This is a genomic window from Enterobacter sp. CPE_E863 (assembly GCF_046521465.1).
In the GTDB taxonomy this organism is placed as follows: Bacteria; Pseudomonadota; Gammaproteobacteria; order Enterobacterales; family Enterobacteriaceae; genus Enterobacter; species Enterobacter adelaidei.
This window is the reverse complement of record NZ_JBKFZX010000001.1, coordinates 3,336,798-3,360,368: the sequence shown is the minus strand read 5'-3', so window position 1 is coordinate 3,360,368 and position 23,571 is coordinate 3,336,798. Positions and strand designations below refer to the sequence as shown.

Here is a 23,571-nt window from a genome sequence, read left to right as displayed (position 1 = left end):
CTCCAAATGGAGACATTTAACTTATTGATTTGTATATGACACGACAGTTTCCCGTTAAGGTGTTGCTTAATAGCGACACTTAGCCTGGAAATCATTCAACCGATAATTAACAGGTTAAATGAATAAAAACTATATATATCAATGTGTTAATTTTTAGTTTTGCATTCTGGCACGGCTGTTGCATAATACTAACCAGTGGCTCATTCACCCTCTTATGTCAGCCCCTTCGGGACGTGCTACATAAACTTCGAATGACGCACAAAAAGGTGCCTGCCGTCCAACTACTGATCATAGCGATGCTTTATCAGGCCAGGGCGAAACGTCGAGTTAGGCACCGCCTCATTCCATAACAAAGCCGGGTTTTTACCCGGCTTTGTTGTATCTGAAGGGCAGACTCAGTTACGCTCTGCGTAAACCCCCACTAAGAGAGTAATGCGTTGAAACGCTGGCCCGTTTTTCCCCGCTCCCTGCGACAGCTTGTCATGATGGCCTTCCTGCTGATCCTGCTGCCATTACTGATCCTTGCCTGGCAGGCGTGGCAAAGTCTCAATGCCTTGAGTGCTCAGGCGGCGTTGACTAACCGCACGACGCTCATCGACGCCAGGCGCAGTGAAGCGATGACCAATGCTGCGCTGGAGATGGAGCGTAGCTATCGCCAGTACTGTGTGCTTGACGATCGCACGCTGGAAAAGGTGTATCAGAATCAGCGTAAACGCTATAGCGAGATGCTGGATGCCCACGCAGGGGTGTTGCCGGATGACAACCTGTATAAAGCGTTACGTCAGGATCTGAACGACCTTGCTCAGCTACAGTGTAAAAATAGCGGTCCGGATACGACTGCCGCCGCGCGCCTGGAGGCCTTTGCCAGCGCCAACACCGAGATGGTTCAGTCAACGCGTACCGTGATTTTCTCGCGCGGCCAGCAGCTTCAGCAGGAGATTGCCGAACGTGGACAGTTCTTCGGCTGGCAGGCGCTGGTGCTGTTCCTGGTGAGTCTCGGGCTGGTTCTGCTCTTTACCCGCATGATCATCGGCCCGGTGAAGGGCATTCAGCGTATGATTAACCGTCTGGGAGAGGGAAAATCGCTCGGTGATACGGTTGCCTTTAAAGGTCCGCGTGAGTTGCGGTCCGTTGGCCAGCGTATTATGTGGCTGTCTGAACGTCTGGCATGGCTCGAATCTCAGCGTCATCAGTTTCTGCGCCATATTTCCCATGAGCTTAAAACGCCGCTGGCCAGCATGCGTGAGGGCACGGAACTGCTGGCGGACGAAGTGGCTGGGCCGCTGACCACCGAACAGAAAGAGATTGTCGAGATCCTTGATGCCAGCAGCCGCAATCTGCAAAAGCTGATTGAGCAACTGCTGGATTACAACCGCAAGCTGGCTGATGGCGCGGTTGTACTGGAAAACGTCGAGATTGAGCCGCTGGTGGATATGGTGATCTCCGCTCATAGCTTGCCAGCAAGAGCTAAAATGATGCATACCGGTGTAGAACTGAATGCGCCAGCGTGCCTGGCTGAACCCATGCTGTTAATGAGCGTTCTGGATAATCTTTACTCCAATGCTGTGCACTATGGTACTGAATCCGGTAACATTTATATCCGAAGTTATACGAATGGTTCACGGGTGTTTATTGACGTCGCTAACACCGGCACCCCGATCCCCGATGACGAAAAAGCCATGATATTTGAGCCCTTTTTCCAGGGGAGTCATCAGCGTAAAGGTGCGGTTAAAGGAAGTGGTCTGGGCTTGAGCATCGCCCGAGACTGCATACGACGCATGCAGGGTGAGCTAAACATTGTCACGGACGAACGTTCGGATGTTTGCTTCCGTATCGAATTGCCCCTGAGCCGGAAAAATCAATAACATGAATCTATGTCTGGTGAGTATGTCACACGTCTTTTTCCGCGCCGTACGCGCGGTGTTTTCCCGCAACACGCTTCGCCTGAGCTTGCCTTGTTTATTTCTGGCAGGATGTGTTTCCCATGCGCCGCAAAGTGCAATTAGCGATAAACAAGAAGATAAATGGCCAGATAACCAACTGGCAGACTTTCTTTCAACCCGCTGTGAGGACATCTGGAACCTGTCAGGTCATGACGTTGAAAGCAACCCACTGTTCTGGCTACGCGGAATAGATTGCGCCCAGCGTCAGGCACCGGTAGACGCTCGTTCGAAAGCAGCGATGCTGGATGACGACACCTGGCAGGACGCTTTCAAGCGCGGGATTTTACTGGCAGATGCGAAAATCACACCCGTTGAACGCCGCGCCAACGTGACCCGGCTGGACATGTTTGTGGTCAACCTTCCGGTCCAGATTCGCCCGGTATATCAGCTCTGGCGTGATGGGCAGACATTACAACTTCAACTGTCTGAAGAGCGCTCCCGCTACAGCAAATTGCAGCAGTCCACCGACAGCGAACTTGATACGCTGCGTCAACAGCAGCAACATTTGCGTACGCAACTGGATACCACGACGCGTAAGCTGGAAAACCTGACCGATATCGAAAGACAGCTTTCGTCGCGTAAATATCAGCCGGGGAGTTCATCTGCTGCACCGGACAGCGATACGCCGAAACAAGAGGATGTGAAGCCATGACCAGCCGTAAGCCTGCCCATCTCTTACTGGTGGATGACGATCCCGGGCTGTTAAAGCTGCTGGGCATGCGTCTGGTGAGTGAAGGCTACAGCGTGGTAACCGCTGAGAGCGGGCAGGAGGGGCTGAGAATTCTCAGCCGCGAGAAGATTGATCTGGTGATAAGCGACCTGCGGATGGACGAAATGGACGGCCTGCAGCTGTTCGCGGAGATCCAGAAGCAGCAGCCGGGCATGCCTGTCATTATTCTCACGGCGCACGGGTCGATCCCGGATGCGGTTGCCGCGACACAGCAGGGGGTGTTCAGCTTCCTGACCAAGCCGGTGGACAAAGATGCGCTGTATAAGGCTATCGACAGCGCGCTGGAACATGCTGCCCCGTCGAATGATGAAGCGTGGCGGGAGTCTATCGTCACCCGCAGCCCCATTATGCTGCGTCTGCTCGAACAGGCCCGTATGGTGGCGCAATCTGACGTCAGCGTGCTCATTAACGGCCAGAGCGGTACCGGGAAAGAGATCCTAGCGCAGGCGATTCATAATGCCAGCCCGCGCAGCAAAAACGCTTTTATTGCGATTAACTGCGGCGCACTCCCGGAACAGCTGCTCGAATCTGAACTGTTTGGGCATGCCCGCGGCGCTTTCACTGGCGCGGTAAGCAGCCGGGAAGGGTTATTCCAGGCAGCGGAAGGCGGCACGCTTTTCCTGGATGAGATTGGCGACATGCCTGCGCCGCTGCAGGTTAAATTACTGCGTGTGTTGCAGGAACGAAAAGTTCGCCCGCTGGGCAGCAACCGCGATATTGATATTAATGTGCGTATTATTTCGGCGACACACCGCGATTTACCGAAGGTGATGGCCCGCAACGAGTTTCGCGAAGATCTATACTACCGTTTGAACGTGGTGAACCTGAAGATCCCAGCGCTGGCCGAACGTGCGGAAGACATTCCCCTGCTGGCGAACCATCTTTTACGCCAGGCGGCCGATCGCCATAAACCGTTCGTTCGTGCGTTTTCCACCGATGCGATGAAACGGTTGATGGCCGCAAGCTGGCCGGGCAACGTGCGTCAACTGGTGAACGTAATTGAGCAGTGCGTCGCGCTGACCTCATCACCGGTTATCAGCGACGCGCTGGTGGAGCAGGCACTGGAAGGGGAAAACACGGCATTGCCGACGTTTGCCGAAGCGCGGAATCAGTTCGAGCTGAACTATTTGCGTAAGCTGCTGCAAATTACCAAAGGCAACGTGACCCACGCGGCGCGAATGGCGGGGCGTAACCGCACCGAATTCTACAAGTTACTGTCTCGGCACGAGCTGGAAGCGAACGATTTTAAAGAGTAGTACCGCAAAATTCGCTTGAATATGATACTGTGAGAAACCGATTACGAAGCAGCTTACAGGCAAGAGTTTAAGGACCCACCATGAAAAAGATCGATGCGATTATTAAACCTTTCAAACTGGATGATGTACGTGAAGCGCTGGCGGAAGTTGGCATCACCGGGATGACCGTGACGGAAGTGAAAGGTTTTGGTCGTCAAAAGGGCCACACCGAGCTTTACCGTGGCGCAGAGTACATGGTGGACTTTCTGCCGAAAGTGAAAATTGAAATCGTGGTGAGCGACGACATCGTGGATACCTGTGTGGATACCATCATTCGCACGGCGCAGACGGGCAAAATCGGCGACGGCAAAATCTTCGTCTTTGACGTGGCGCGCGTGATCCGTATCCGTACCGGCGAAGAAGACGACGCGGCGATTTGATGGTATTCCTTCGCTGCCATTCCCTGGCGGCGAAGGGGCTTTTAATCGTGCTCTGTTTCCGGCAACGTGAGTGGAGAAGGGGTAAAACATCTTCTCAAACCAACGAATGTAACGATCAGCACCACGCAGCCTAGCGTCCACCCGCTCATCTGAGAGAAAAAGTGGGCATAGGCAGCAATCGCCGTATCGTTAATCTGTGGCTCTGTCGTTTGTTGCGCCACGCGTCCTGCCAGCCAGTTGGCGACTGCGCCTGTTGCCAGCATATAAATCCCCGTTAACAGACCTGTGATGCCCGGTAGATTCAGACGGGTGATTTGCGCCATCGCTACCGGGTCGATAAACAGTTCGGCGAAACCCATTAGCGCCAGACCGGCGATCATCATCCCCATTGAAACCTGTCCGTTTAACCCGCCATGACGTGCATTCAGCGCCAGTAACATAAAACCAACGCTCATTAACAACAGACCTAATGCGAACTTCAGCCATACGCGTAGCGCTGAGCGTATTTTCCCTTCCGGACGCGCTAGCCAGGAAAGGGCAATACCTGCTGCCATTACTGCAATGGCATTAACTGACTGAAACAGCGCCGTTGGTACCTCAATATTAAGCAGATGTCGGTTAACAAAGCGGTCGATAAACAGGCTTATAGTACTGCCACCCTGCTGTGCCAGCACCCAGAACAGCGTCCCTGTTATCATCAGTATCGCGATTTGCCAAAGTGCGCGGCGATGCTCAGGAAATCTCATCATAATGCGCGCCACCATTATCACAGCAAACGCGCACACGGCGACCAGTAGATAACCAGAGCCATTATTCTCCAGTAACAGGGTAAAAAAGAGGGGCGCGATGCACAGCATTATCAGCAGCCAGCCCCAGACCGGGAGGAGATACTTTTTGCTGCATAATGCCTGTTTATTAACACCGCGCGTATGGTGGAAGTGGTGATGCCCGCTGAGGAAAATCAGCAAACCTGCAAACATGCCGATCCCGGCCAGTGCAAAGCCAATATGCCAGCCGTACCATTGCGCCGCCAGTCCGCAGGCAATCGGCGCAGCAATGGAGCCAATGTTCCCTGCGGCATATAACAGCGAAAATCCGCCATCACGACGTGGATCGTCATGGGCATAAAGTTCTCCCAACAGACAACTGATATTGGATTTAAACAGACCGTAACCACATATGATGATCGCCAGTGCAGCGTACAGACTGCGGGTTGAGTCAGATTCGATACCTAACACCACATGGCCGAACGTCATCAGCAATGCACCGGTAATAATGGCCGTGCGGTTGCCAAGCAGGCGGTCAGCCAGCCAGCCGCCGAGAATAGGGGTGACGTAGACCAAAGATGCGTAAGCGCTAAAGAGTGTGATGGCGTGGCTATCGTCGAAACCAAGCTGATGGGTGAGGTAGAGGATAAGCAGAGCACGCATGCCGTAAAAGCTGAAATATTCCCAGATTTGAATCGCCACGATGTAATAAATCGCGCGCGGTTGTGAGGGTGTTTTCATGTTATCTCCTTGCGGCGTGAAAAAGGGAAGTGGCAAGCCACTTCCCTTTAGTCTTTATTTATCGTTTTTCAGTACCTTAACGGTATAACGACCATCCGCCTGGCGATATGCACCATGGATGTCGGTTTCAAAGCCTGGATAGTGAGCACCTATTTCGCACAGCATTTGCAGGAATTCCAGCACTGGACGGCTCTCTTCAGTGATCATCTCACCAGGCATAACCAGCGGTACTCCTGGAGGATATGGCAGGATCATATTGGCGTTGACGCGGCCCACCATCTCACTGAGATAGACCTCTTCCGTCTCACCATGCAGCTCTTTCTGGAACGCGGCATACGGTGTTATCACCATTTTTGGCAGCACTTCAAATGCACGGAACATCAGATCCGGCAGATTATGATGCTCAACGAGTTTATGAATGTTCTGTGCAAGCTCCTGAATGCGCATGCTTTCGTAGAACTCAGGATTCTCACGATAGAGCGATGGCAGCATGTTTTTCACGCGCAGATTGAGATCGAAAGCGCGTTTGAAATCGGTGAGTGCGCGGAGCAGACTCAGGGCTTTCGTTTTATCAATACCGATGCTGAACAGGAACAGCAGGTTATACGGACCCGTTTTCTCAACCACGATGCCTTGTTCATCAAGGTATTTCGCGATGATACTGGCAGGAATACCGAAGTCGTCCATGGTGCCATCTTTCTTCATCCCCGGTGTCAAAATGGTGACTTTAATCGGGTCGAGATACATATGCTCGTTATCAATGTTCTTGAAACCGTGCCATGCACTATCGGAACGCAGAGGCCAGCATTCAGGCTCATCAATGTGTTCCGGCTGCCACACATCGAAGAACCAGCCTTCAGATTCGCCTTTCAGGCGTTTAATCTCTTTGCGGAATTTCACTGCGCGCTGAATAGAACCGTCGATCAGACGCTTACCGGCATTACCTTTCATCATCGCCGCAGCGGTTTCAGTGGATGCCACAATCCCATAGTGCGGAGAGGTTGTCGTGTGCATCATGTAAGCTTCGTTGAAGGTCTCTTCGTTTACGTCGCCTTTTACATGAATCATCGAAGCCTGAGAAAACGCCGCCAGCAGTTTGTGCGTGGACTGAGTTTCATAAATCACTTTACCTTCCACACGACCGCCGCTCATCCCACTTTTACCCGCGTAAATAGGGGAGAAATTGGTATAAGGTACCCAGGCCGAGTCAAAGTGGATGGATTTTACATCCAGCGTTTTCTTGATGTAGTCAGTGTTGTAGAGCAGACCATCGTAGGTGGAATTGGTTATAACGGCGTGCACTGGCCAGGTCGCGTTTGGCGTCTCTTTTACGCGTTTGGCAATGGTTGCATGCTGAAGTTCGCTCTGCGGGATCCCGCCGAGAATACCGTATGCGTTACGGGTTGGTCGGAAATAGATCGGTGTAATATCGCTCATCATCATCAGATGCGTCAGCGATTTATGGCAGTTTCGATCGATCAGTACAGTGCTGCCTGCAGGTGCTGAGTACATGCCGACAATTTTGTTCGCTGTGGATGTACCGTTGGTCACCATGTAGCTGCGCTCAGCATTGAATACACGAGCGATATACTCTTCTGCCTCTTTGTGCGGGCCGCTATGGTCAAGCAGTGAACCGAGTTCGGATACGGAAATCGAGATGTCAGATTTCATGGTATTAGGGCCGAAGAAGTCGTAGAAAAGACTTCCTACCGGGCTTTTCTGGAAGGCGGTGCCGCCCATATGGCCAGGTGTACAGAACGTATATTTCCCTTCGCGAACATATTTGAACAGCGCTTTGGTCAGCGGCGGCAAAATCGTGTCGATATATTCATCTGTGTTCTGTTTGATTTTGGCGGCGATATCGTCAGCGGCACCGAGTGCATACTCAAAGAAACGTACTTTCATACGCAGATCGTTGAGGCTGACGTCGAGCGTGGAGTATGAATTAGCGAATGCATACAGCGGCATGTATTCGTTCATTTTGCTGATGTCTTCGCACAGCTCGAGATTGTATTTATCCCAGTCGAAAATAACGCCGCACAGACGCGCATTGTTCTCAATGAGTTTCAGTAAGTCTTCGCGGTCATTTGGGTAAACAATACGGAAATCCAGACGCTCAAGTGCGCGGTGGAGCTCACGGATAGGTTCTTCTTTAAAGTAAACGCCCATGTGATTCATGATAGCGATAACATTCATAGTCTTATCTCCAGGTGTAGAAAACCCCTCCCGTCACGGTGTGACAGGTGTCAGGAAGGGCTATAAGAAAGGGGGATTAAAGTGCGTCGGCAGTGGTGCTTTCGGCTTCGTTGTTATGTTGGCGCTGGTACATCTTGCGGCCATAGAACATCAGAATGACGAGGCTGACGATAAAGGTGCCAGACAGTTCGAAGGAGTTGGCCCCCATCAGTGCGATGAAGCAGAACGCGCAGCCAAGAATGGAGCAGACCAGGCTTGCCAGGTTGCGAACGTTAACGCCTTCGAAGCGAATCAGGTCAACGCAGGAGTAGAAATACGGCAGCATGGTCAGCAGTACTGCGATACCCGTCAGTTCGCCGAACAGGTCTGAGGCTTTACCGCCGCTTGAGTTCATCACGGTGATGAGAACCATCAGTACGGTCATTTTCAGCGCTGCCAGCAGCAGGCCTTTTTTCGGGATACCATTGCTATCAACTTCGCCGTAAATTTTCGGGAAGTTACCATCGTTAGCGGCGCGAACCCCGGCCTGGCCTACCAGCATCATCCAGGAGCCCAGTGAGGTCAGGCAGGCGAAGGCGGTGAAGGCAGATACTATCGGTGCAGCCCAGTTACCCATTATGGTTGAGGCACTGATAGCGAATGGTGCGCCAGAAGCGGCCATTTCAGAGGCCGGATACATACCAGAAATCACCTGTGTTGCCGCGATATAAACAATACCGGCCAGAGCGGTACCCAGCATGGTTGCCAGAGGCACTGTGCGTTTAGGGTTTTTCACCATCCCGGTGCTTACCGCAGCGGATTCAACCCCAACGAATGCCCACAGGCAGAGCAGGATACTTTTGATCACCGCATGAGGGTCGGTAGTGGTAGAGGTGTTCCAGTTTGCCTGATAGATGGCAGCATCAAACCAGTGCCATCCCGCAATCGCAGTCACTACGACCGGGATCAGCACCAGTACCAGACCGATAGTCGTCAGGCGGCTCACCCAGGTCCCGCCAAGCATATTCACAAAGGTAAACAGCCAGACAATTGCAATACAGGCAATACCTGCCGGAACAGGATTATTTAATGCCGGGAAGAAGGTGGAAAGATAAGAAACAGCGGTAATACCAATTGCCAGATTACCAATCCAGTTTGCGTGGTAATAAAGCACACCGGTCTGGAAACCGAAAGCGGGAGATAATTCCCCGGCATAAGCAATTGGGCCACCTTGTTGAGGGTTTTTGGTGGCCAGGCGGGCGTAGACATATGCCAGAGACATTGCCCCAATAATGGAAATGACCCATCCCCAAATTGCAATGCCTCCGATGCTGGCAAGGTTGGCGGGTAATAAAGCAATACCGCTTCCCATCATATTACCGGCGACGACACCGGTGCAGGCAAATAGGCCTATCTTTTTGGCTGAACTCATGTTCGTTTCTCCTGAATTTTATTTTGGAGGTGCGGACCGTTGTTTAAGGCTCAAAATGATCCGACCGACTGACCGCAAGGTTACGGATGCGAACAGGAGAAGTCCTAAAGATAAAGTGAAATAAAAGACAACTTCAAAAAAATGATACCCTGAGATTTTTTCGTTAACATATCAGGATAAAAATTTTATATCAGGAAAAGATAAGTAATGATATCTGACAGGGGGTTGATGATATTTTTATTACGGTGGGGATTGTTGCCTGGAGGTAACAATTAACACCTCCTGGCAACATTTTTACTACTTACTGAATAAATTCATTAACGCATTCAGAGGGCGCTTTCTACTCTTGTGCAAGAAAAGTTTTTAAATAAGGGGCTGCTTTTTTAATGGAAGTCTGGAAAACGCCATTCTCAATCCAGTAGAGAGTGTTTTCACCCGGCCTTAAGTTAAATGCTGTAATATAAGCATCAGCCGCCAGACGATTATCACCCTTCATCTCATAGATCTTTCCCAGTAAGACATAATTTAGCCAGGACATTTCGAGTTCAATGCTTTTGTTAATGTTCCTGTATGCATTGTCAATATCACCTTTACTTAATCCATTGATAGTCTGTATTTGATACCACGTTGCTGATTCCTCAATGCCGGGAAGTTGCGCGATTTTACTCAGCTCATTATTCAGCGCGGTAAGTTGAGGTTCATTGAACTGTTGCTGTGAATGTCGTAGTACATCCACCAGTACTTTTTCCAGCAGCGCATTTATAAAGTCAGGTGCGTCTTTTGCGACGACGTTGAGTAACTCGCTGGCTTTATTTAATGACACGACATCACCTTCCATAATCAACTGGTCAGCCTGGTAGTACTGCGCCAACGACAGGCTTTGCGAATTGCGGAACTGGGCAAGTTGTGCCTGCATACGAGGTGGCCAGGGCTGCGTCAACACGGCGGAGAGACTGTGGAGGAGATCTTCCTGTACCGATAACAGTGTGTTGTCGGTAATAAAGTAGCGCTTGTCCAGCATGACAGAGCTGTCTGCATTATCGACCAGCAATACAGACATAAAACATTGCTGTGCCCGGTAATGACGTTGATTAACGAATTTGATGGTGAGTGTTTTCCCGGAGCTACTGGGTTCTGTCACGTTGTAGTTGGTTTTGTCATGCACCATAAAGGTGGAATATGTGTTCAGGGACGAGGTAATCAGGTTTCCCAGGCCGATGGCGTAGGACTGTTGAGAAGACCACTTGTTGCAAGAGATACCGCGCTCAAAGCGTACATCTATATCGCGTGGATTGAGTAGCAGACGTGTTTTGGTCACCGGTGGGTGAGAATTGATAAGCGACATGATAACCAGCGCAATCAACGCACCAAGTGACAACAGAAACAGTAGCCAGGTCCAGAAGGAGGCGACACGATTTCGTCGATCGACTTTTTTTCGCGCCTGTCTGAATGAGGGAGCGGATGCTGTTTCCGGTTCAGGAAGCGTATTGACCTGTCCGGCAGGCGTCGTTTCTGGTGAGGCTATAAGCGTGGATGGCCCACTGTCGGCGCTTTCTTCAGTCATCCAGACCACCGGCGCGGTGAGCTTGTAGCCCCTCTTTGGCACAGTGGTGATGTATTCTGGACTCTGTTCATCACCGTCTTTCAGCCATTTACGGAGTTCTGAAATGCTCTGGGTAACCACATGACTGGTGACAATATTGCGCATCCAGATGTTATCAATGATCTCATCCCGGCTCAGGACTTCATCAGGATGACTGGCGAAATACACCAAAAGATCAATTAAGCGTGGTTCAAGCGTCAGTTGGCGACCTTGCCGACTAATTTGATTTATGGACGGCGTAACTCGCCACTCGCCAACGCGTACAACAGGTTGTTGCATAAAAAAGCGTCCCCAAGCGGAAAAGGGAAAAGAAAAATCATAACATGAATGACAAACTCATTATTGATAAGCCACAAGACTCAATGTTGAAGATGAAAGAATAAAAGGATGCCGCTAAATACAGCATCCTGAGAGGAATTGGTCGGTTTACAGCACTTTATGAGGCCCGAAACACTCGTAATGAATGTTTTCAGATTTGATCCCCAGCGTAACTAACTGTCTGGCGGCAAACTGCATAAATGCGACTGGGCCGCAGAGCCAGAATTGCATCTCTGGATTGCTGAACAGGCTCTCGTGTTTACTCAAATCCATCAAGCCCTCGCTGTCGAATCGTGCATTCTGGCGGTCATCTTCATTAGGCTGGCGATACCAGGTATGTGCGGTAAAGCGTGGCAGGATCGCCCCCAGCGTTTTTACTTCATCCGAAAAGGCATGCACATCTCCGTTCTCGGCGGCGTGGAACCAGTTTACCTGTGCGGTGTGGGTTGCTTTCGCCAGCGTATCGAGCATCGCCAGCATTGGCGTTTGGCCGACACCCGCAGAGATCAGCGTGACAGGGGTATGCGTTTCAACGGCCATAAAGAAATCACCAGCAGGTGCGGCCAGATGTACCACGTCGCCCACGCTGGCTTTGTTGTGCAACCAGTTTGAAACCTGACCTCCTTCTTCACGCTTCACTGCGATACGGTAACGTTTACCGTCATGTTTGCGGGTCAGGGAGTACTGGCGAATTTCCTGATGCGGGAAACCTTCAGGCTTCAGCCAGACGCCCAGATACTGTCCTGGCTGATAATCAGCTACCGGCTGACCGTCAACCGGTTCAAATTCAAAGCTGGTAATAAGCTGGCTGCGCGGCGTTTTCTCAACGATACGAAACGCACGCGTACCTTCCCAGCCACCGTTCTTACTGGCGTTTTCGCTGTAGATTTGCGCTTCACGATTGATGAATACGTTTGCCAGCACGCCATAGGCTTTCCCCCACGCGTCCAGTACCTCCTGACCCGGACTGAACATTTCGTCCAGGGTCGCTAACAGATGGCCGCCAACGATGTTGTACTGCTCCGGTTTGATCTGGAAGCTGGTATGTTTCTGCGCGATTTTTTCCACCGCAGGCAGCAGCGCTGCCAGGTTTTCAATATTACTGGCGTAGGCCGCGATAGCATTGAACAGGGCTTCGCGCTGATCGCCATTACGCTGGTTGCTCATGTTGAAAATCTCTTTGAGCTCCGGGTTGTGCGTGAACATACGATCGTAGAAATGGGCAGTGAGTTTAGGGCCGGTTTCTACCAGCAGGGGAATAGTGGCTTTTACAGTAGCGATGGTTTGAGCGTCGAGCATGAGCGCGTCCTTCTGATGTCATTTTAATGATGTATTTTAAATGCATCTTATAAAAAATACCCCTTCGTTGTAAATGGTTCTTTGCAACATGAAAAATATGCATCACAAACCTGAAAAGAAATCGGTTGAAAATGTCGAGAGCTTTATTCCTCAAACCCTTGCGTGGCGTGAAGGAAAACGTTTGCGTAAAATCGTTTGTCAAGACCTGTTATCACAGAACTATTCAGTTATACTGTTGCCCGTCGTCCAACAGGACTGCCTTTTCAGGCCAAAATTTACTTGTTAGCTGAGTCAGGAGATGCGGATGTTAAAGCGTGAAATGAACATTGCCGATTATGATGCCGAACTGTGGCAGGCTATGGAGCAGGAAAAAGTACGTCAGGAAGAGCACATCGAACTGATCGCCTCCGAAAACTACACCAGCCCGCGCGTAATGCAGGCGCAGGGCTCTCAGCTGACCAACAAATATGCTGAAGGTTATCCGGGTAAGCGTTACTACGGCGGTTGTGAGTACGTTGATATCGTTGAGCAACTGGCTATCGACCGTGCGAAAGAGCTTTTTGGTGCTGACTACGCTAACGTGCAGCCGCACTCTGGCTCTCAGGCTAACTTCGCGGTCTACACCGCGCTGCTGCAACCGGGTGATACCGTTCTGGGTATGAACCTGGCGCAGGGCGGCCACCTGACTCACGGCTCCCCGGTTAACTTCTCCGGCAAACTGTACAACATCATTCCTTACGGTATTGATGAGTCCGGTAAGATTGACTACGAAGACATGGCGAAGCAGGCGCAGACCCATAAGCCGAAAATGATCATCGGCGGTTTCTCTGCTTACTCCGGTATTGTTGACTGGGCAAAAATGCGTGAAATCGCAGACAGCATCGGTGCTTACCTGTTCGTAGACATGGCGCACGTTGCGGGTCTGATTGCCGCAGGCGTTTACCCGAACCCGGTACCACACGCTCACGTTGTGACCACTACCACCCACAAAACCCTGGCGGGTCCTCGCGGTGGCCTGATCCTGGCGAAAGGCGGTGATGAAGAGCTGTACAAAAAACTGAACTCTGCTGTGTTCCCAAGCGCGCAGGGCGGCCCTCTGATGCACGTTATCGCGGCAAAAGCGGTGGCGCTGAAAGAAGCGATGGAGCCAGAGTTCAAGGTTTACCAGCAGCAGGTTGCCAAAAACGCCAAAGCGATGGTGGAAGTGTTCCTGAACCGTGGCTACAAAGTGGTCTCCGGTGGTACTGAAAACCACCTGTTCCTGCTGGATCTGGTTGATAAAAACCTGACCGGTAAAGAAGCTGACGCTGCCCTGGGCCGCGCAAACATCACCGTGAACAAAAACAGCGTACCAAACGATCCGAAGAGCCCGTTTGTGACCTCCGGTATCCGTATTGGTTCACCAGCAGTGACTCGCCGTGGCTTTAAAGAAGCGGAAGTGAAAGAGCTGGCTGGCTGGATGTGTGACGTTCTGGACAATATCAATGACGAAGCGGTTATCGAGCGCGTTAAAGGTAAAGTTCTGGATATCTGCGCACGCTTCCCGGTATACGCATAATTCCTCTGCTTTGCAGAAATAAAAAAGGCCGCGCTTGCGGCCTTTTTTTATGGCTCAACGCCGGTCAAGGGAAATCGCGCCAGGCCCGACGATCGCCAGCAGAATAAAGGCACCAGCAATACTGACATTCTTGTAGAAGTTAATCATATTCGGTACGACCGCATCACCGGTCATATCCCAGTAGTGATGGCCTATTACCGCGGTTCCCAGAGTGTAAAACACAAACAGGACGGCGAGAGGACGGGTGAAAAAACCCAGTACGATCAGAATAGCGGCGGGCACTTCCATTACCACCGCAATAATGGCCGCCAGCATGGGCATTGGTGTACCCAGCGAGGTCATATATTGCACGGTGCCGCTAAACCCTGTGAGTTTCGGATAGCCAAAAATAATAAACAGTACAACAAGTGCGATGCGGCCAATCAACAGCAACAGGTGACGCGACTGACCGAAATCGAAATAACGAAGTGAGTTCATGGCAGAAAACCTCTGCAAGTGGAGTAATTTAAACGTAATACACATTTTCATTCCCTGCCATAAACCAGATGACTGCACATTATGTTAATTTTTCGTTAATTTATAGCAGGCTATCGACTTGCTTAATTTTTATATTCTCGCCAGACTATGGCCTCGATTTCGGGAGGGATTCATGGTCTTGCATTCCACGCGCTGGCTGGCGCTCAGTTATTTCACCTATTTCTTTAGCTACGGCATTTTTCTGCCTTTCTGGAGCGTCTGGCTCAAAGGCATTGGCCTGACCCCCGAGACCATTGGTGTCCTGCTAGGAGCCGGGCTGGTGGCGCGTTTCCTCGGCAGCCTGCTGATTGCCCCGCGCGTTAGCGATCCCTCCTTACTGATCAAGGCGCTGCGCATTCTTGCTCTGTTGACGCTGGTCTTTGTCGCCTGCTTCTGGGTCAGCCACCAGTTTGCCTGGCTGATGGTAGTGATGGTCGGCTTCAACCTGTTCTTTTCACCGCTGGTACCGCTGACGGATGCCCTGGCGAACACCTGGCAAAAGCAGATCACCATGGACTATGGCCGCGTGCGGCTGTGGGGCTCAATTGCCTTTGTGATTGGTTCTGCGTTGGTGGGTAAACTGGTCAGTCTCTATGATTACCGCGCGATCCTGGCTCTGTTGAGTATCGGAATTGCCTCGATGTTGTTGGGCATGCTGCTGCGACCGTCGGTGATGCCGCAAGGGGAGAGCCGCCATCAGGAGAGCGCAGGCTGGCCTGCCTGGCGGAGCCTGGTTGCACAAAGCTGGCGTTTTCTGGCGTGCGTGTGTCTGCTCCAGGGGGCGCATGCGGCGTATTATGGTTTCAGTGCCATCTACTGGCAGGGGGCGGGATATTCTGCATCAGCCGTTGGCTATCTATGGTCGCTGGGGGTAGTGGCCGAAGTCGTTATTTTCGCCCTGAGCAAAAAGCTATTCCGTCGTTTTGGCGCGCGCGACCTGCTGCTGCTTTCCGCCCTGTGCGGTGTGCTGCGGTGGGGCATTATGGGCTGGACGACGGAACTGCCGTGGCTGATTGTGGCGCAAATTCTCCACTGCGGTACCTTCACCGTGTGCCATCTGGCGGCGATGCGCTATATCGCTGCGCGCGAGGGAGGGGACGTGATTCGTCTGCAGGCGGTTTATTCCGCAGTTGCGATGGGCGGCAGTATTGCGATCATGACGGTCTTCGCCGGTTTCCTCTACCAGCATCTGGGGCATGGCGTCTTCTGGGTAATGGCGCTGCTTGCTTTACCCGCGATAATTGTTCGTCCTAAAGTGACCGCTCGCGCCTGACTATGATTCCAGCATGGCGCGAATATGTTCTTGCTGCTGTGTGTTCAGTGCTTCAACAGCATGGATCAACGGCGGCGAGAATAACGGTAGAGCAGTAGGATAGGGGGTGATAACCAGCGCGGCTTCGCGCGGTGCCCCCTCTTTCTGGAAAGTCTGCAACGCCAGATAGCGAATATTGAGCGGCAGCAGCGTCAACTCACGAAGCTGCTCCTCAATCAGATCTTCACAGGCTTTATCTTCCCCCGTCAGCAGAATGACCTGTTTTTCGTGTAGATCGGTCTCCTGCATCAGCCAGGCGCCGAAAATCACCGCGACCAGGCTCATCTCCTCATCGGAAAACCGTAGCCCAAATTCTGCCTCCAGCTCAAACAGCGCCTCTTTGGTGGTGCGTAAAAGTCGGGGGTAGAGACGATGGATCTCCTCTGGCAGGCTGTTGTCGATGCCGATCTCAAACAGCGAGCGGTCCAGCGCCTGAGCAAGATGGATATACAGCTGATCGGTCAGACCTTGCTCATCGCTGAAATTCATTCCGGTTTGAGAACGAAAACGGGCAATCATACGTACAATGGCACGGCGTAAACGTTGATCCTGCTGGTGTTTATCAAGTGCGGGATCGGGCGTGCGGAGCATCATAAACAACAGTGCCAGAAACAGTTGTTCATCCCCGTGAGCGCCTTGTGGGACCCTTCGTTTCCAGTGACGCACGATCTCCTGCGCCGTAAAATACTCCCCTCTCGACTGGGTCCAGCTGCGCTGAACGTGGGAAAACTGCGGCGTGTTCCCCAACTGGTGCTGGATTAGGCAATATTGCAAATAGAGCTGTAAAAACTGGACATCGCGGCATTCAAACTGGCGCTGTAGCTTCCGCGAGCAGAAGTTGATCAGCGCCCGCAGGTTAGCATCGTCATAAAGCGGGCGGGCAATGCCATGCTGTTTAAGTGCGGTTTTTAATGCAGGGGTAAACTGGTGCGAAACAAACTGTGGACACAGCCGCAGAGCCCTGCGCAGCCAGTGCAGCAGGCATAAACGCTTATTCAGGGCTGTACCTTCAATCCGGTAGCTGCCGTCATGGTGCGTGACGATATCAAGCCGGTGATAGCGCTGGATTTCATCGCGCGTCTCGGCTATATCTTGCCGTGCCATAGCGTCGTCCACGCCATTAGCAGCGATTATGCTCTGTGCGGTGACGACAGCATCGGGCAGGTAAAGCATCAAAAGCACCTGGCAGCGGCGCTGCGAACTGGAAAGCACAGATGGAATTTCAAGCGTCGTCATCATCTGTCGGGTATCCAGTGTGAATGTTTGATAAGAATAGCTAAATGATGGACGCTGAAAAGCGCGCCGGCAGCCCTTTCATTCAGGATTGCTGGAGAACATCACAGAATTTTTGACGTGAGGAATTGATGCAAACAGTTAAACAATGCGCGATGGCGCTATTTTTTGCGGTTATCACCTTCACCGCCAGCGCACACCCTCACAGCTTTATCGACCTGAAAACCGAACTGGTCACCGATGGCGCTCAGCTAAGTGGACTGAAAATGCGCTGGACGATGGATGAAATCACCTCGGCTGACCTGCTGTATGATGCAGGAAATGCCAAACCCGGCGATGAGATCTGGAAAAAGCTGGCGGCGGAAGTGATGGCCAACGTGCTGGGTCAGCACTATTTCACCGAATTCTGGCACAACGGGCAAAAGGTCAAATTTCTGAACCGTCCCACGGAGTACGGTATGACGCGCGAGGGGCATCAGGCGGTGCTGACGTTTGTGCTTCCGCTGGCACATCCGCAGCCGCTGGCAGGGCAAAAATACACGTTTTCGACCTTTGACCCGACCTACTATGTCGACATGAGTTATGCCGGGGATAGCGATGTGCAGCTTCCGGCATCATTACAAAAAACCTGCAAGATTTCCGTTCATACCCCAAAGCCCAGCGAAGAAACGCTTAACTTTGCGGTTTCTCTCGATAAGGAAGATGCCCCGCCTGAAGACATGGAGTTGGGTAAACAGTTCGCGCAGGAGGTGACATTGCAATGTCAGTGATCTCTTCACAGGTTCGGAAGCCGCGCCGCTGGTTGCATCTCTGGCCGCTGGCACTCTTTTTGCTGTTAGCGGTTTGCGGCGCGCTGTGGCTATGGCAGGCCTGGCCACAGGTCATGATGAAAAGCATTATCTGGCAGCGTGAAGTCAACCAGCAGATGAGTGGACTGCTGAAGGCGGTGGCGGAGAATCCGACCAAAGCGGGCGGCTCCCTGCTGGCGTTCAGTTTTGTCTATGGCGTATTACATGCGCTGGGGCCAGGGCATGGCAAAATCGTCATCACCACCTGGCTCACCACTCATCCGTCAAAGCTGAAATCGAGCATCGGCCTGACGCTGGCCTCCTCGCTGCTTCAGGGCGGCGTGGCGATTGTGCTGGTCGTGGTGGTACTTTCGCTGTTACAGCTTCCGGCGCGCCAGCTGCATATGAGCAGCTTCTGGCTGGAGAAGGGCAGCTACGCGCTGGTGGGCGTGCTGGGGCTGATTCTTTGCTGGCGTGCGCTGAAAAAATTGCGCGTGTTACTGCGAAAGCCGAAGTTCAAAGCCTTTACTCCCCATCATATTCACGATGCTCACTGCGGCTGTGGGCATCAACACCTGCCGACACAGGCGCAGTTGCAGAGTGGGGATGACTGGCGAGCGCGTCTGATGATCGTCCTCTCTATGGGCATGCGCCCGTGCTCGGGGGCCATCATGGTGCTGCTGTTCAGTAAAGTGATTGGCGTGTTTGGCTGGGGCATGCTGTCCGCGCTGGCGATGGCAGCGGGAACCTCTTTGACCATTTCGTCGCTGGCTCTGCTGGTTCACAGTTTTCGTCAACTGGCGGTAAAACTCAGTGGCAATAATGCGCCGGTGCTATGGCGACAAGTCGGCTGGACAACGCTCGCGCTGGCAGGCGGGGTGATTTTGCTGATGGCTGCGGTGACGATGTGGGTGAGTGCGGTGCCGGTAGGAAGGGGATTGCGGCCATTTTAGTTGTTATTCCCTCTCCCACAGGGAGAGGGAATTTTCGGCGTTAACGCTTCAGCGCGTCACTCAGTTCATCACGCATGTTTGCCAGCATGGCTTTAACAACGCGTGGATTACCCGCAACGATGTTACCGGTAGACATGTAGTTATGGCCGCCGGTGAAATCACACACCAGTGCGCCTGCTTCACGCGCGATCAGCTCGCCCGCAGCAAAGTCCCACGGCTTCAGTGCCAGTTCGAAGTAACCGTCAACACGGCCGGTCGCAACATAAGCCAGATCCAGCGCAGCAGAACCGGTGCGACGGAAGTCCGCGCATTCGGTGAACAGTTTGCCCAGGATGTTCATATAGGTGGTTGCGTGCTGTTTGGCTTTGAACGGGAAGCCGGTCGCCAGAATGGTGCCGTCCAGATCGCGTGCATTGCTGCAGCGCAGACGATAGCCGTTCAGCTGTGCGCCCTGACCGCGGGTCGCGGTGAACAGTTCGTTACGCATTGGATCGTACACAACGGCGACTTCAGTACGGCCTTTAATGCGTACTGCGATAGACACAGAGAAGTGTGGCAGGCGTTTGACGAAGTTGGTGGTGCCATCCAGTGGATCGATAACCCATTGAACATCCTGATCGGTACCTTCATGTTCACCGCTTTCTTCGGTGATGATGGTGTGCTGCGGGTAAGATTTGCGGATCGTTTCGATAATAATCGCTTCTGCGGCTTTATCGACGTTAGTCACGAAATCATTGCTGCCTTTCTGGCTGGTTTCTACGGAGTCTGGCGTTTCGTAGTGTTTGGCAATTACATTACCCGCCTTGCGCGCTGCGCGCACGGCGATGGTCAGCATCGGATGCATCGGTCTCTCTCACTGGATGTTAAAGAACAGGAAAATCGGCGCAGAGTATAGCAGCGGGATCGGAATCTGTCTCCCGTTTATGATAATATGGCGGAATATTCTTCAGACGCTGAATTCAGACATTAAAAACTATGCTGCAAAACATTCGAATCGTGCTGGTTGAAACATCGCATACCGGCAATATGGGCTCGGTTGCCCGCGCTATGAAAACCATGGGCTTAACGAATCTCTGGCTGGTTAACCCGCTGGTGAAACCTGACTCGCAGGCTATTGCCCTGGCGGCCGGTGCCAGCGACGTCATCGGCAATGCCCAGATCGTCGATACCCTTGACGAAGCGCTGGCTGGCTGCAGCCTCGTTGTAGGTACCAGCGCGCGTTCGCGTACGCTGCCGTGGCCAATGCTTGATCCGCGCGAATGCGGTCTGAAAAGCGTGGCTGAAGCTGAGCAGGCGCCCGTTGCGCTGGTCTTTGGCCGCGAGCGCGTTGGCCTGACCAACGACGAACTGCAAAAATGCCATTACCATGTCGCGATTGCCGCGAACCCGGAGTACAGCTCCCTGAACCTGGCGATGGCGGTACAGGTTATCGCCTACGAAGTACGTATGGCCTGGCTGGCAACGCAGGAAAATGAGCGTACTGAGACTCAGGAAGAGGCCGCCTATCCGCTGGTGGACGATCTGGAGCGCTTCTACGGTCATCTGGAGCAGACGCTGCTCTCAACCGGCTTTATCCGCGAGGGCCATCCAGGCCAGGTGATGAACAAGCTGCGCCGTCTGTTCACCCGCGCGCGTCCGGAAAGCCAGGAGCTGAACATCCTGCGCGGAATTCTGGCGTCGATTGAGCAAAAGAATAAAGCGTAGTGTCGGTTTCCCCCTCTCCCCGTGAGAGAGGGCTGGGGTGCTGGCATCAGACCGCACCCCACAAAAAACGGCACAGAAGGTTAAATACCTGACTAAAACAGTCAAGTAAATAGTTGACCATTTTAGTCAGGAATGTCAGACTTGGCCCTGCTATGCAATACCCCATTTTACTATAAAAAACCCCGGGCAGGGGCGAGTTTGAGGTTAAGTAAGACATGAGACTGACATCTAAAGGGCGTTATGCCGTGACCGCGATGCTGGACGTTGCGCTCAACTCCGAAGCGGGCCCGGTTCCGTTGGCTGATATTTCTGAACGACAAGGGATCTCCCTCTCTTATCTGGAACAGCTGTTCTCCAGACTGCGTAAAAATGGACTGGTTTCCAGCGTTCGTGGCCCAGGCGGCGGCTATCTGCTGGGTAAAGACGCGGGCAGTATTGCAGTTGGTGAAGTGATTAGCGCAGTTGACGAATCCGTTGACGCGACCCGTTGCCAGGGTAAAGGCGGCTGCCAGGGCGGCGATAAGTGCCTGACCCACGCGCTGTGGCGCGATCTGAGCGATCGTCTGACCGGCTTCCTGAACAACATCACCCTCGGTGAGCTGGTGAATAACCAGGAAGTTCTGGATGTCTCTGGTCGTCAGCACAGCCATGATTCACAACGCAGCACCCGCGCGCAGGACGCTATCGACGTTAAGTTACGCGCGTAATAAAAAGATAAGTATTTCAGAATCAGGCCGGGGCGAGGACTCGCCCCGTGTACTCGGTCGTACATCCAGCCGGTTGCCTGATTCCTTGCATTGAAGCGATGTACGGAGTTTAAAGAGCAATGAAATTACCGATTTATCTCGATTACTCCGCAACCACGCCGGTGGACCCGCGTGTTGCCGAGAAAATGATGCAGTGTCTGACCCTGGACGGAAACTTTGGTAACCCAGCTTCCCGTTCACACCGTTTTGGCTGGCATGCTGAAGAGGCGGTGGATATCGCCCGTAATCAGATTGCTGACCTGGTGGGTGCCGACCCGCGTGAGATTGTTTTCACCTCCGGTGCGACCGAATCCGACAACCTGGCGATCAAAGGTGCAGCCAACTTTTATCAGAAAAAAGGCAAGCACATCATCACCAGCAAAACCGAACACAAAGCCGTGCTGGATACCTGCCGCCAGCTGGAGCGTGAAGGGTACGAAGTCACTTACCTGGCGCCACAGAGCAACGGTATCATCGACCTGAAAGAGCTCGAAGCGGCCATGCGTGATGACACCATTCTGGTCTCCATCATGCACGTGAACAACGAAATCGGCGTAGTGCAGGATATCGCGACCATCGGCGAAATGTGCCGTGCGCGCGGTATCATCTACCACGTTGATGCGACCCAGAGCGTGGGCAAACTGCCTATCGACCTGAGCCAGCTGAAAGTTGACCTGATGTCCTTCTCCGGCCACAAAATCTACGGCCCGAAAGGTATCGGCGCACTGTACGTTCGTCGTAAACCACGTATCCGCATCGAAGCACAGATGCACGGTGGCGGTCACGAACGCGGTATGCGTTCTGGTACGCTGCCTGTTCACCAGATCGTGGGCATGGGCGAAGCGTACCGCATTGCAAAAGAAGAGATGGAAACCGAGATGGCACGCCTGCGCACGCTGCGTAACCGTCTGTGGGACGGCGTGAAAGATATGGAAGAAGTATATCTGAACGGCGATCTCGAGCAGGGCGCACCTAACATTCTCAACGTCAGCTTCAACTACGTTGAAGGTGAATCGCTGATCATGGCGCTGAAAGACCTGGCGGTTTCTTCCGGTTCTGCCTGTACTTCTGCAAGCCTGGAGCCATCCTACGTGCTGCGCGCGCTGGGGATGACTGACGAGCTGGCACACAGCTCTATCCGTTTCTCTTTAGGTCGTTTCACTACCGAAGAAGAGATTGACTACACCATCAAGCTGGTTCGCAACTCCATCGGCCGTCTGCGCGACCTTTCTCCACTGTGGGAAATGTTCAAGCAGGGCGTGGATCTGAACAGCATTGAATGGTCACATCACTAATCGGTACATAAGGAGAATTCAATCATGGCATACAGCGAAAAAGTTATTGATCATTACGAGAACCCGCGCAACGTTGGCTCTTTTGACAACAGCGACGAAAGCGTTGGTAGCGGTATGGTTGGCGCGCCAGCATGTGGCGACGTGATGAAGTTGCAGATTAAAGTCAACAATGAAGGTATCATTGAAGACGCGCGCTTCAAGACCTACGGCTGCGGTTCTGCTATTGCCTCCAGCTCCCTGGTCACTGAATGGGTGAAGGGTAAGTCTCTGGACGAAGCACAGGCAATTAAGAACACGGATATTGCTGAAGAACTCGAACTGCCACCAGTGAAAATTCACTGTTCTATCCTGGCAGAAGACGCGATCAAAGCCGCCATTGCGGATTACAAAAGCAAACGTGAAGCAAAATAATTGAGGTTTGAGTATGTCGATTACCCTTAGCGACAGCGCTGCCGCGCGAGTAAGCTCTTTTCTGGCGAACCGTGGTAAAGGCTTTGGCCTGCGACTGGGCGTACGTACCTCCGGCTGTTCTGGTATGGCTTACGTACTGGAGTTTGTTGATGAACCGGCGTCCGATGACACCGTGTTTGAAGACAAGGGCGTGAAGGTGGTGGTCGATGGCAAAAGCCTGCAATTCCTCAACGGCACTCAGCTGGACTTTGTAAAAGAAGGCCTGAACGAAGGGTTCAAATTCACGAACCCGAACGTCAAAGACGAGTGTGGTTGCGGCGAAAGCTTCCACGTTTAACCGCGCGTCATCCGAAACCCCACCGTGGCGTTACT

The 23,571-nt window shown here is 52.5% G+C and carries 21 protein-coding genes; 13 read left to right on the top strand and 8 right to left on the bottom strand.

Annotation, left to right across the window (positions count from 1 at the left end; genetic code table 11):
• Positions 1-437: 437 nt before the first annotated feature.
• From qseE to glnB, 4 genes are all read left to right on the top strand, one after another.
• Positions 438-1,865: a two component system sensor histidine kinase QseE/GlrK gene (gene qseE, locus ACLHV8_RS16535; protein WP_028016069.1), complete on the top strand. Its 1,428-nt coding sequence runs from the start codon at positions 438-440 to the stop codon at positions 1,863-1,865.
• A 1-nt stretch (position 1,866) separates the two neighbouring features.
• Complete coding sequence (gene qseG, locus ACLHV8_RS16530) at positions 1,867-2,595, top strand: two-component system QseEF-associated lipoprotein QseG (protein ID WP_208594774.1); 729 nt, start codon at positions 1,867-1,869, stop codon at positions 2,593-2,595.
• On the top strand, positions 2,592-3,929 hold the full coding sequence (glrR, locus tag ACLHV8_RS16525) for a two-component system response regulator GlrR (RefSeq protein ID WP_028016071.1): 1,338 nt from the start codon (positions 2,592-2,594) through the stop codon (positions 3,927-3,929). Before qseG ends, glrR begins: the two co-directional genes overlap by 4 nt.
• A gap of 80 nt (positions 3,930-4,009) precedes the next feature.
• Positions 4,010-4,348: a nitrogen regulatory protein P-II gene (gene glnB / locus ACLHV8_RS16520; RefSeq protein WP_003860685.1), complete on the top strand. Its 339-nt coding sequence runs from the start codon at positions 4,010-4,012 to the stop codon at positions 4,346-4,348.
• Between the two features lie 41 nt (positions 4,349-4,389).
• On the opposite strand, the gene ACLHV8_RS16515 is transcribed toward glnB, so the two are convergent.
• From ACLHV8_RS16515 to hmpA, 5 genes are all read right to left on the bottom strand, one after another.
• The gene (locus tag ACLHV8_RS16515) at positions 4,390-5,856 is read right to left on the bottom strand and encodes an oligopeptide:H+ symporter (protein ID WP_208594775.1); all 1,467 of its coding nucleotides are present in this window, start codon (positions 5,854-5,856) and stop codon (positions 4,390-4,392) included.
• A gap of 54 nt (positions 5,857-5,910) precedes the next feature.
• A complete protein-coding gene (cadA, locus tag ACLHV8_RS16510; protein WP_049005975.1) occupies positions 5,911-8,052 on the bottom strand; it encodes a lysine decarboxylase CadA in 2,142 nt (713 codons plus the stop codon).
• 76 nt (positions 8,053-8,128) lie between these two features.
• A complete protein-coding gene (gene cadB / locus ACLHV8_RS16505) occupies positions 8,129-9,463 on the bottom strand; it encodes a cadaverine/lysine antiporter (protein ID WP_128348056.1) in 1,335 nt (444 codons plus the stop codon).
• Between the two features lie 340 nt (positions 9,464-9,803).
• The gene (gene cadC, locus ACLHV8_RS16500; protein WP_208594776.1) at positions 9,804-11,345 is read right to left on the bottom strand and encodes a lysine decarboxylation/transport transcriptional activator CadC; all 1,542 of its coding nucleotides are present in this window, start codon (positions 11,343-11,345) and stop codon (positions 9,804-9,806) included.
• 147 nt (positions 11,346-11,492) lie between these two features.
• Positions 11,493-12,683, bottom strand: coding sequence for an NO-inducible flavohemoprotein (gene hmpA / locus ACLHV8_RS16495; RefSeq protein WP_208594777.1), 1,191 nt, complete (start codon positions 12,681-12,683; stop codon positions 11,493-11,495).
• A 304-nt stretch (positions 12,684-12,987) separates the two neighbouring features.
• On the opposite strand from hmpA, the gene glyA reads away from it, so the two are divergent.
• Positions 12,988-14,241 carry a serine hydroxymethyltransferase gene (gene glyA / locus ACLHV8_RS16490; protein ID WP_028016077.1) on the top strand — a complete coding sequence of 418 codons (1,254 nt, stop codon included), beginning with the start codon at positions 12,988-12,990 and terminating at the stop codon, positions 14,239-14,241.
• A 54-nt stretch (positions 14,242-14,295) separates the two neighbouring features.
• On the opposite strand, the gene ACLHV8_RS16485 is transcribed toward glyA, so the two are convergent.
• Positions 14,296-14,718: a DoxX family protein gene (locus ACLHV8_RS16485; RefSeq protein WP_028016078.1), complete on the bottom strand. Its 423-nt coding sequence runs from the start codon at positions 14,716-14,718 to the stop codon at positions 14,296-14,298.
• A gap of 172 nt (positions 14,719-14,890) precedes the next feature.
• Here ACLHV8_RS16485 and ACLHV8_RS16480 point away from each other — a divergent pair, with 172 nt between their 5' ends.
• Positions 14,891-16,030, top strand: coding sequence for a 3-phenylpropionate MFS transporter (locus ACLHV8_RS16480; protein WP_208594778.1), 1,140 nt, complete (start codon positions 14,891-14,893; stop codon positions 16,028-16,030).
• On the opposite strand, the gene csiE is transcribed toward ACLHV8_RS16480, so the two are convergent.
• The gene (gene csiE / locus ACLHV8_RS16475) at positions 16,031-17,308 is read right to left on the bottom strand and encodes a stationary phase inducible protein CsiE (RefSeq protein WP_049005526.1); all 1,278 of its coding nucleotides are present in this window, start codon (positions 17,306-17,308) and stop codon (positions 16,031-16,033) included.
• 125 nt (positions 17,309-17,433) lie between these two features.
• On the opposite strand from csiE, the gene ACLHV8_RS16470 reads away from it, so the two are divergent.
• Entirely contained in the window at positions 17,434-18,072 is a 639-nt protein-coding gene (locus ACLHV8_RS16470) for a DUF1007 family protein (RefSeq protein WP_108090914.1), read from the top strand.
• A complete protein-coding gene (locus tag ACLHV8_RS16465; protein ID WP_208594779.1) occupies positions 18,063-19,043 on the top strand; it encodes a nickel/cobalt transporter in 981 nt (326 codons plus the stop codon). Before ACLHV8_RS16470 ends, ACLHV8_RS16465 begins: the two co-directional genes overlap by 10 nt.
• Before the next feature lie 40 nt (positions 19,044-19,083).
• Here ACLHV8_RS16465 and suhB read toward each other — a convergent pair whose 3' ends face one another.
• Positions 19,084-19,887 carry an inositol-1-monophosphatase gene (gene suhB / locus ACLHV8_RS16460; protein WP_013098296.1) on the bottom strand — a complete coding sequence of 268 codons (804 nt, stop codon included), beginning with the start codon at positions 19,885-19,887 and terminating at the stop codon, positions 19,084-19,086.
• A gap of 131 nt (positions 19,888-20,018) precedes the next feature.
• On the opposite strand from suhB, the gene trmJ reads away from it, so the two are divergent.
• From trmJ to iscA, 5 genes are all read left to right on the top strand, one after another.
• On the top strand, positions 20,019-20,747 hold the full coding sequence (gene trmJ, locus ACLHV8_RS16455) for a tRNA (cytosine(32)/uridine(32)-2'-O)-methyltransferase TrmJ (RefSeq protein ID WP_108090912.1): 729 nt from the start codon (positions 20,019-20,021) through the stop codon (positions 20,745-20,747).
• 215 nt (positions 20,748-20,962) lie between these two features.
• On the top strand, positions 20,963-21,454 hold the full coding sequence (gene iscR / locus ACLHV8_RS16450; protein WP_008502158.1) for a Fe-S cluster assembly transcriptional regulator IscR: 492 nt from the start codon (positions 20,963-20,965) through the stop codon (positions 21,452-21,454).
• A 119-nt stretch (positions 21,455-21,573) separates the two neighbouring features.
• On the top strand, positions 21,574-22,788 hold the full coding sequence (iscS, locus tag ACLHV8_RS16445) for a cysteine desulfurase (RefSeq protein WP_008502157.1): 1,215 nt from the start codon (positions 21,574-21,576) through the stop codon (positions 22,786-22,788).
• 24 nt (positions 22,789-22,812) lie between these two features.
• Positions 22,813-23,199 carry a Fe-S cluster assembly scaffold IscU gene (gene iscU, locus ACLHV8_RS16440; protein ID WP_003860661.1) on the top strand — a complete coding sequence of 129 codons (387 nt, stop codon included), beginning with the start codon at positions 22,813-22,815 and terminating at the stop codon, positions 23,197-23,199.
• A 13-nt stretch (positions 23,200-23,212) separates the two neighbouring features.
• The gene (gene iscA / locus ACLHV8_RS16435) at positions 23,213-23,536 is read left to right on the top strand and encodes an iron-sulfur cluster assembly protein IscA (protein ID WP_003860659.1); all 324 of its coding nucleotides are present in this window, start codon (positions 23,213-23,215) and stop codon (positions 23,534-23,536) included.
• The last annotated feature ends 35 nt before the right edge of the window (positions 23,537-23,571 follow it).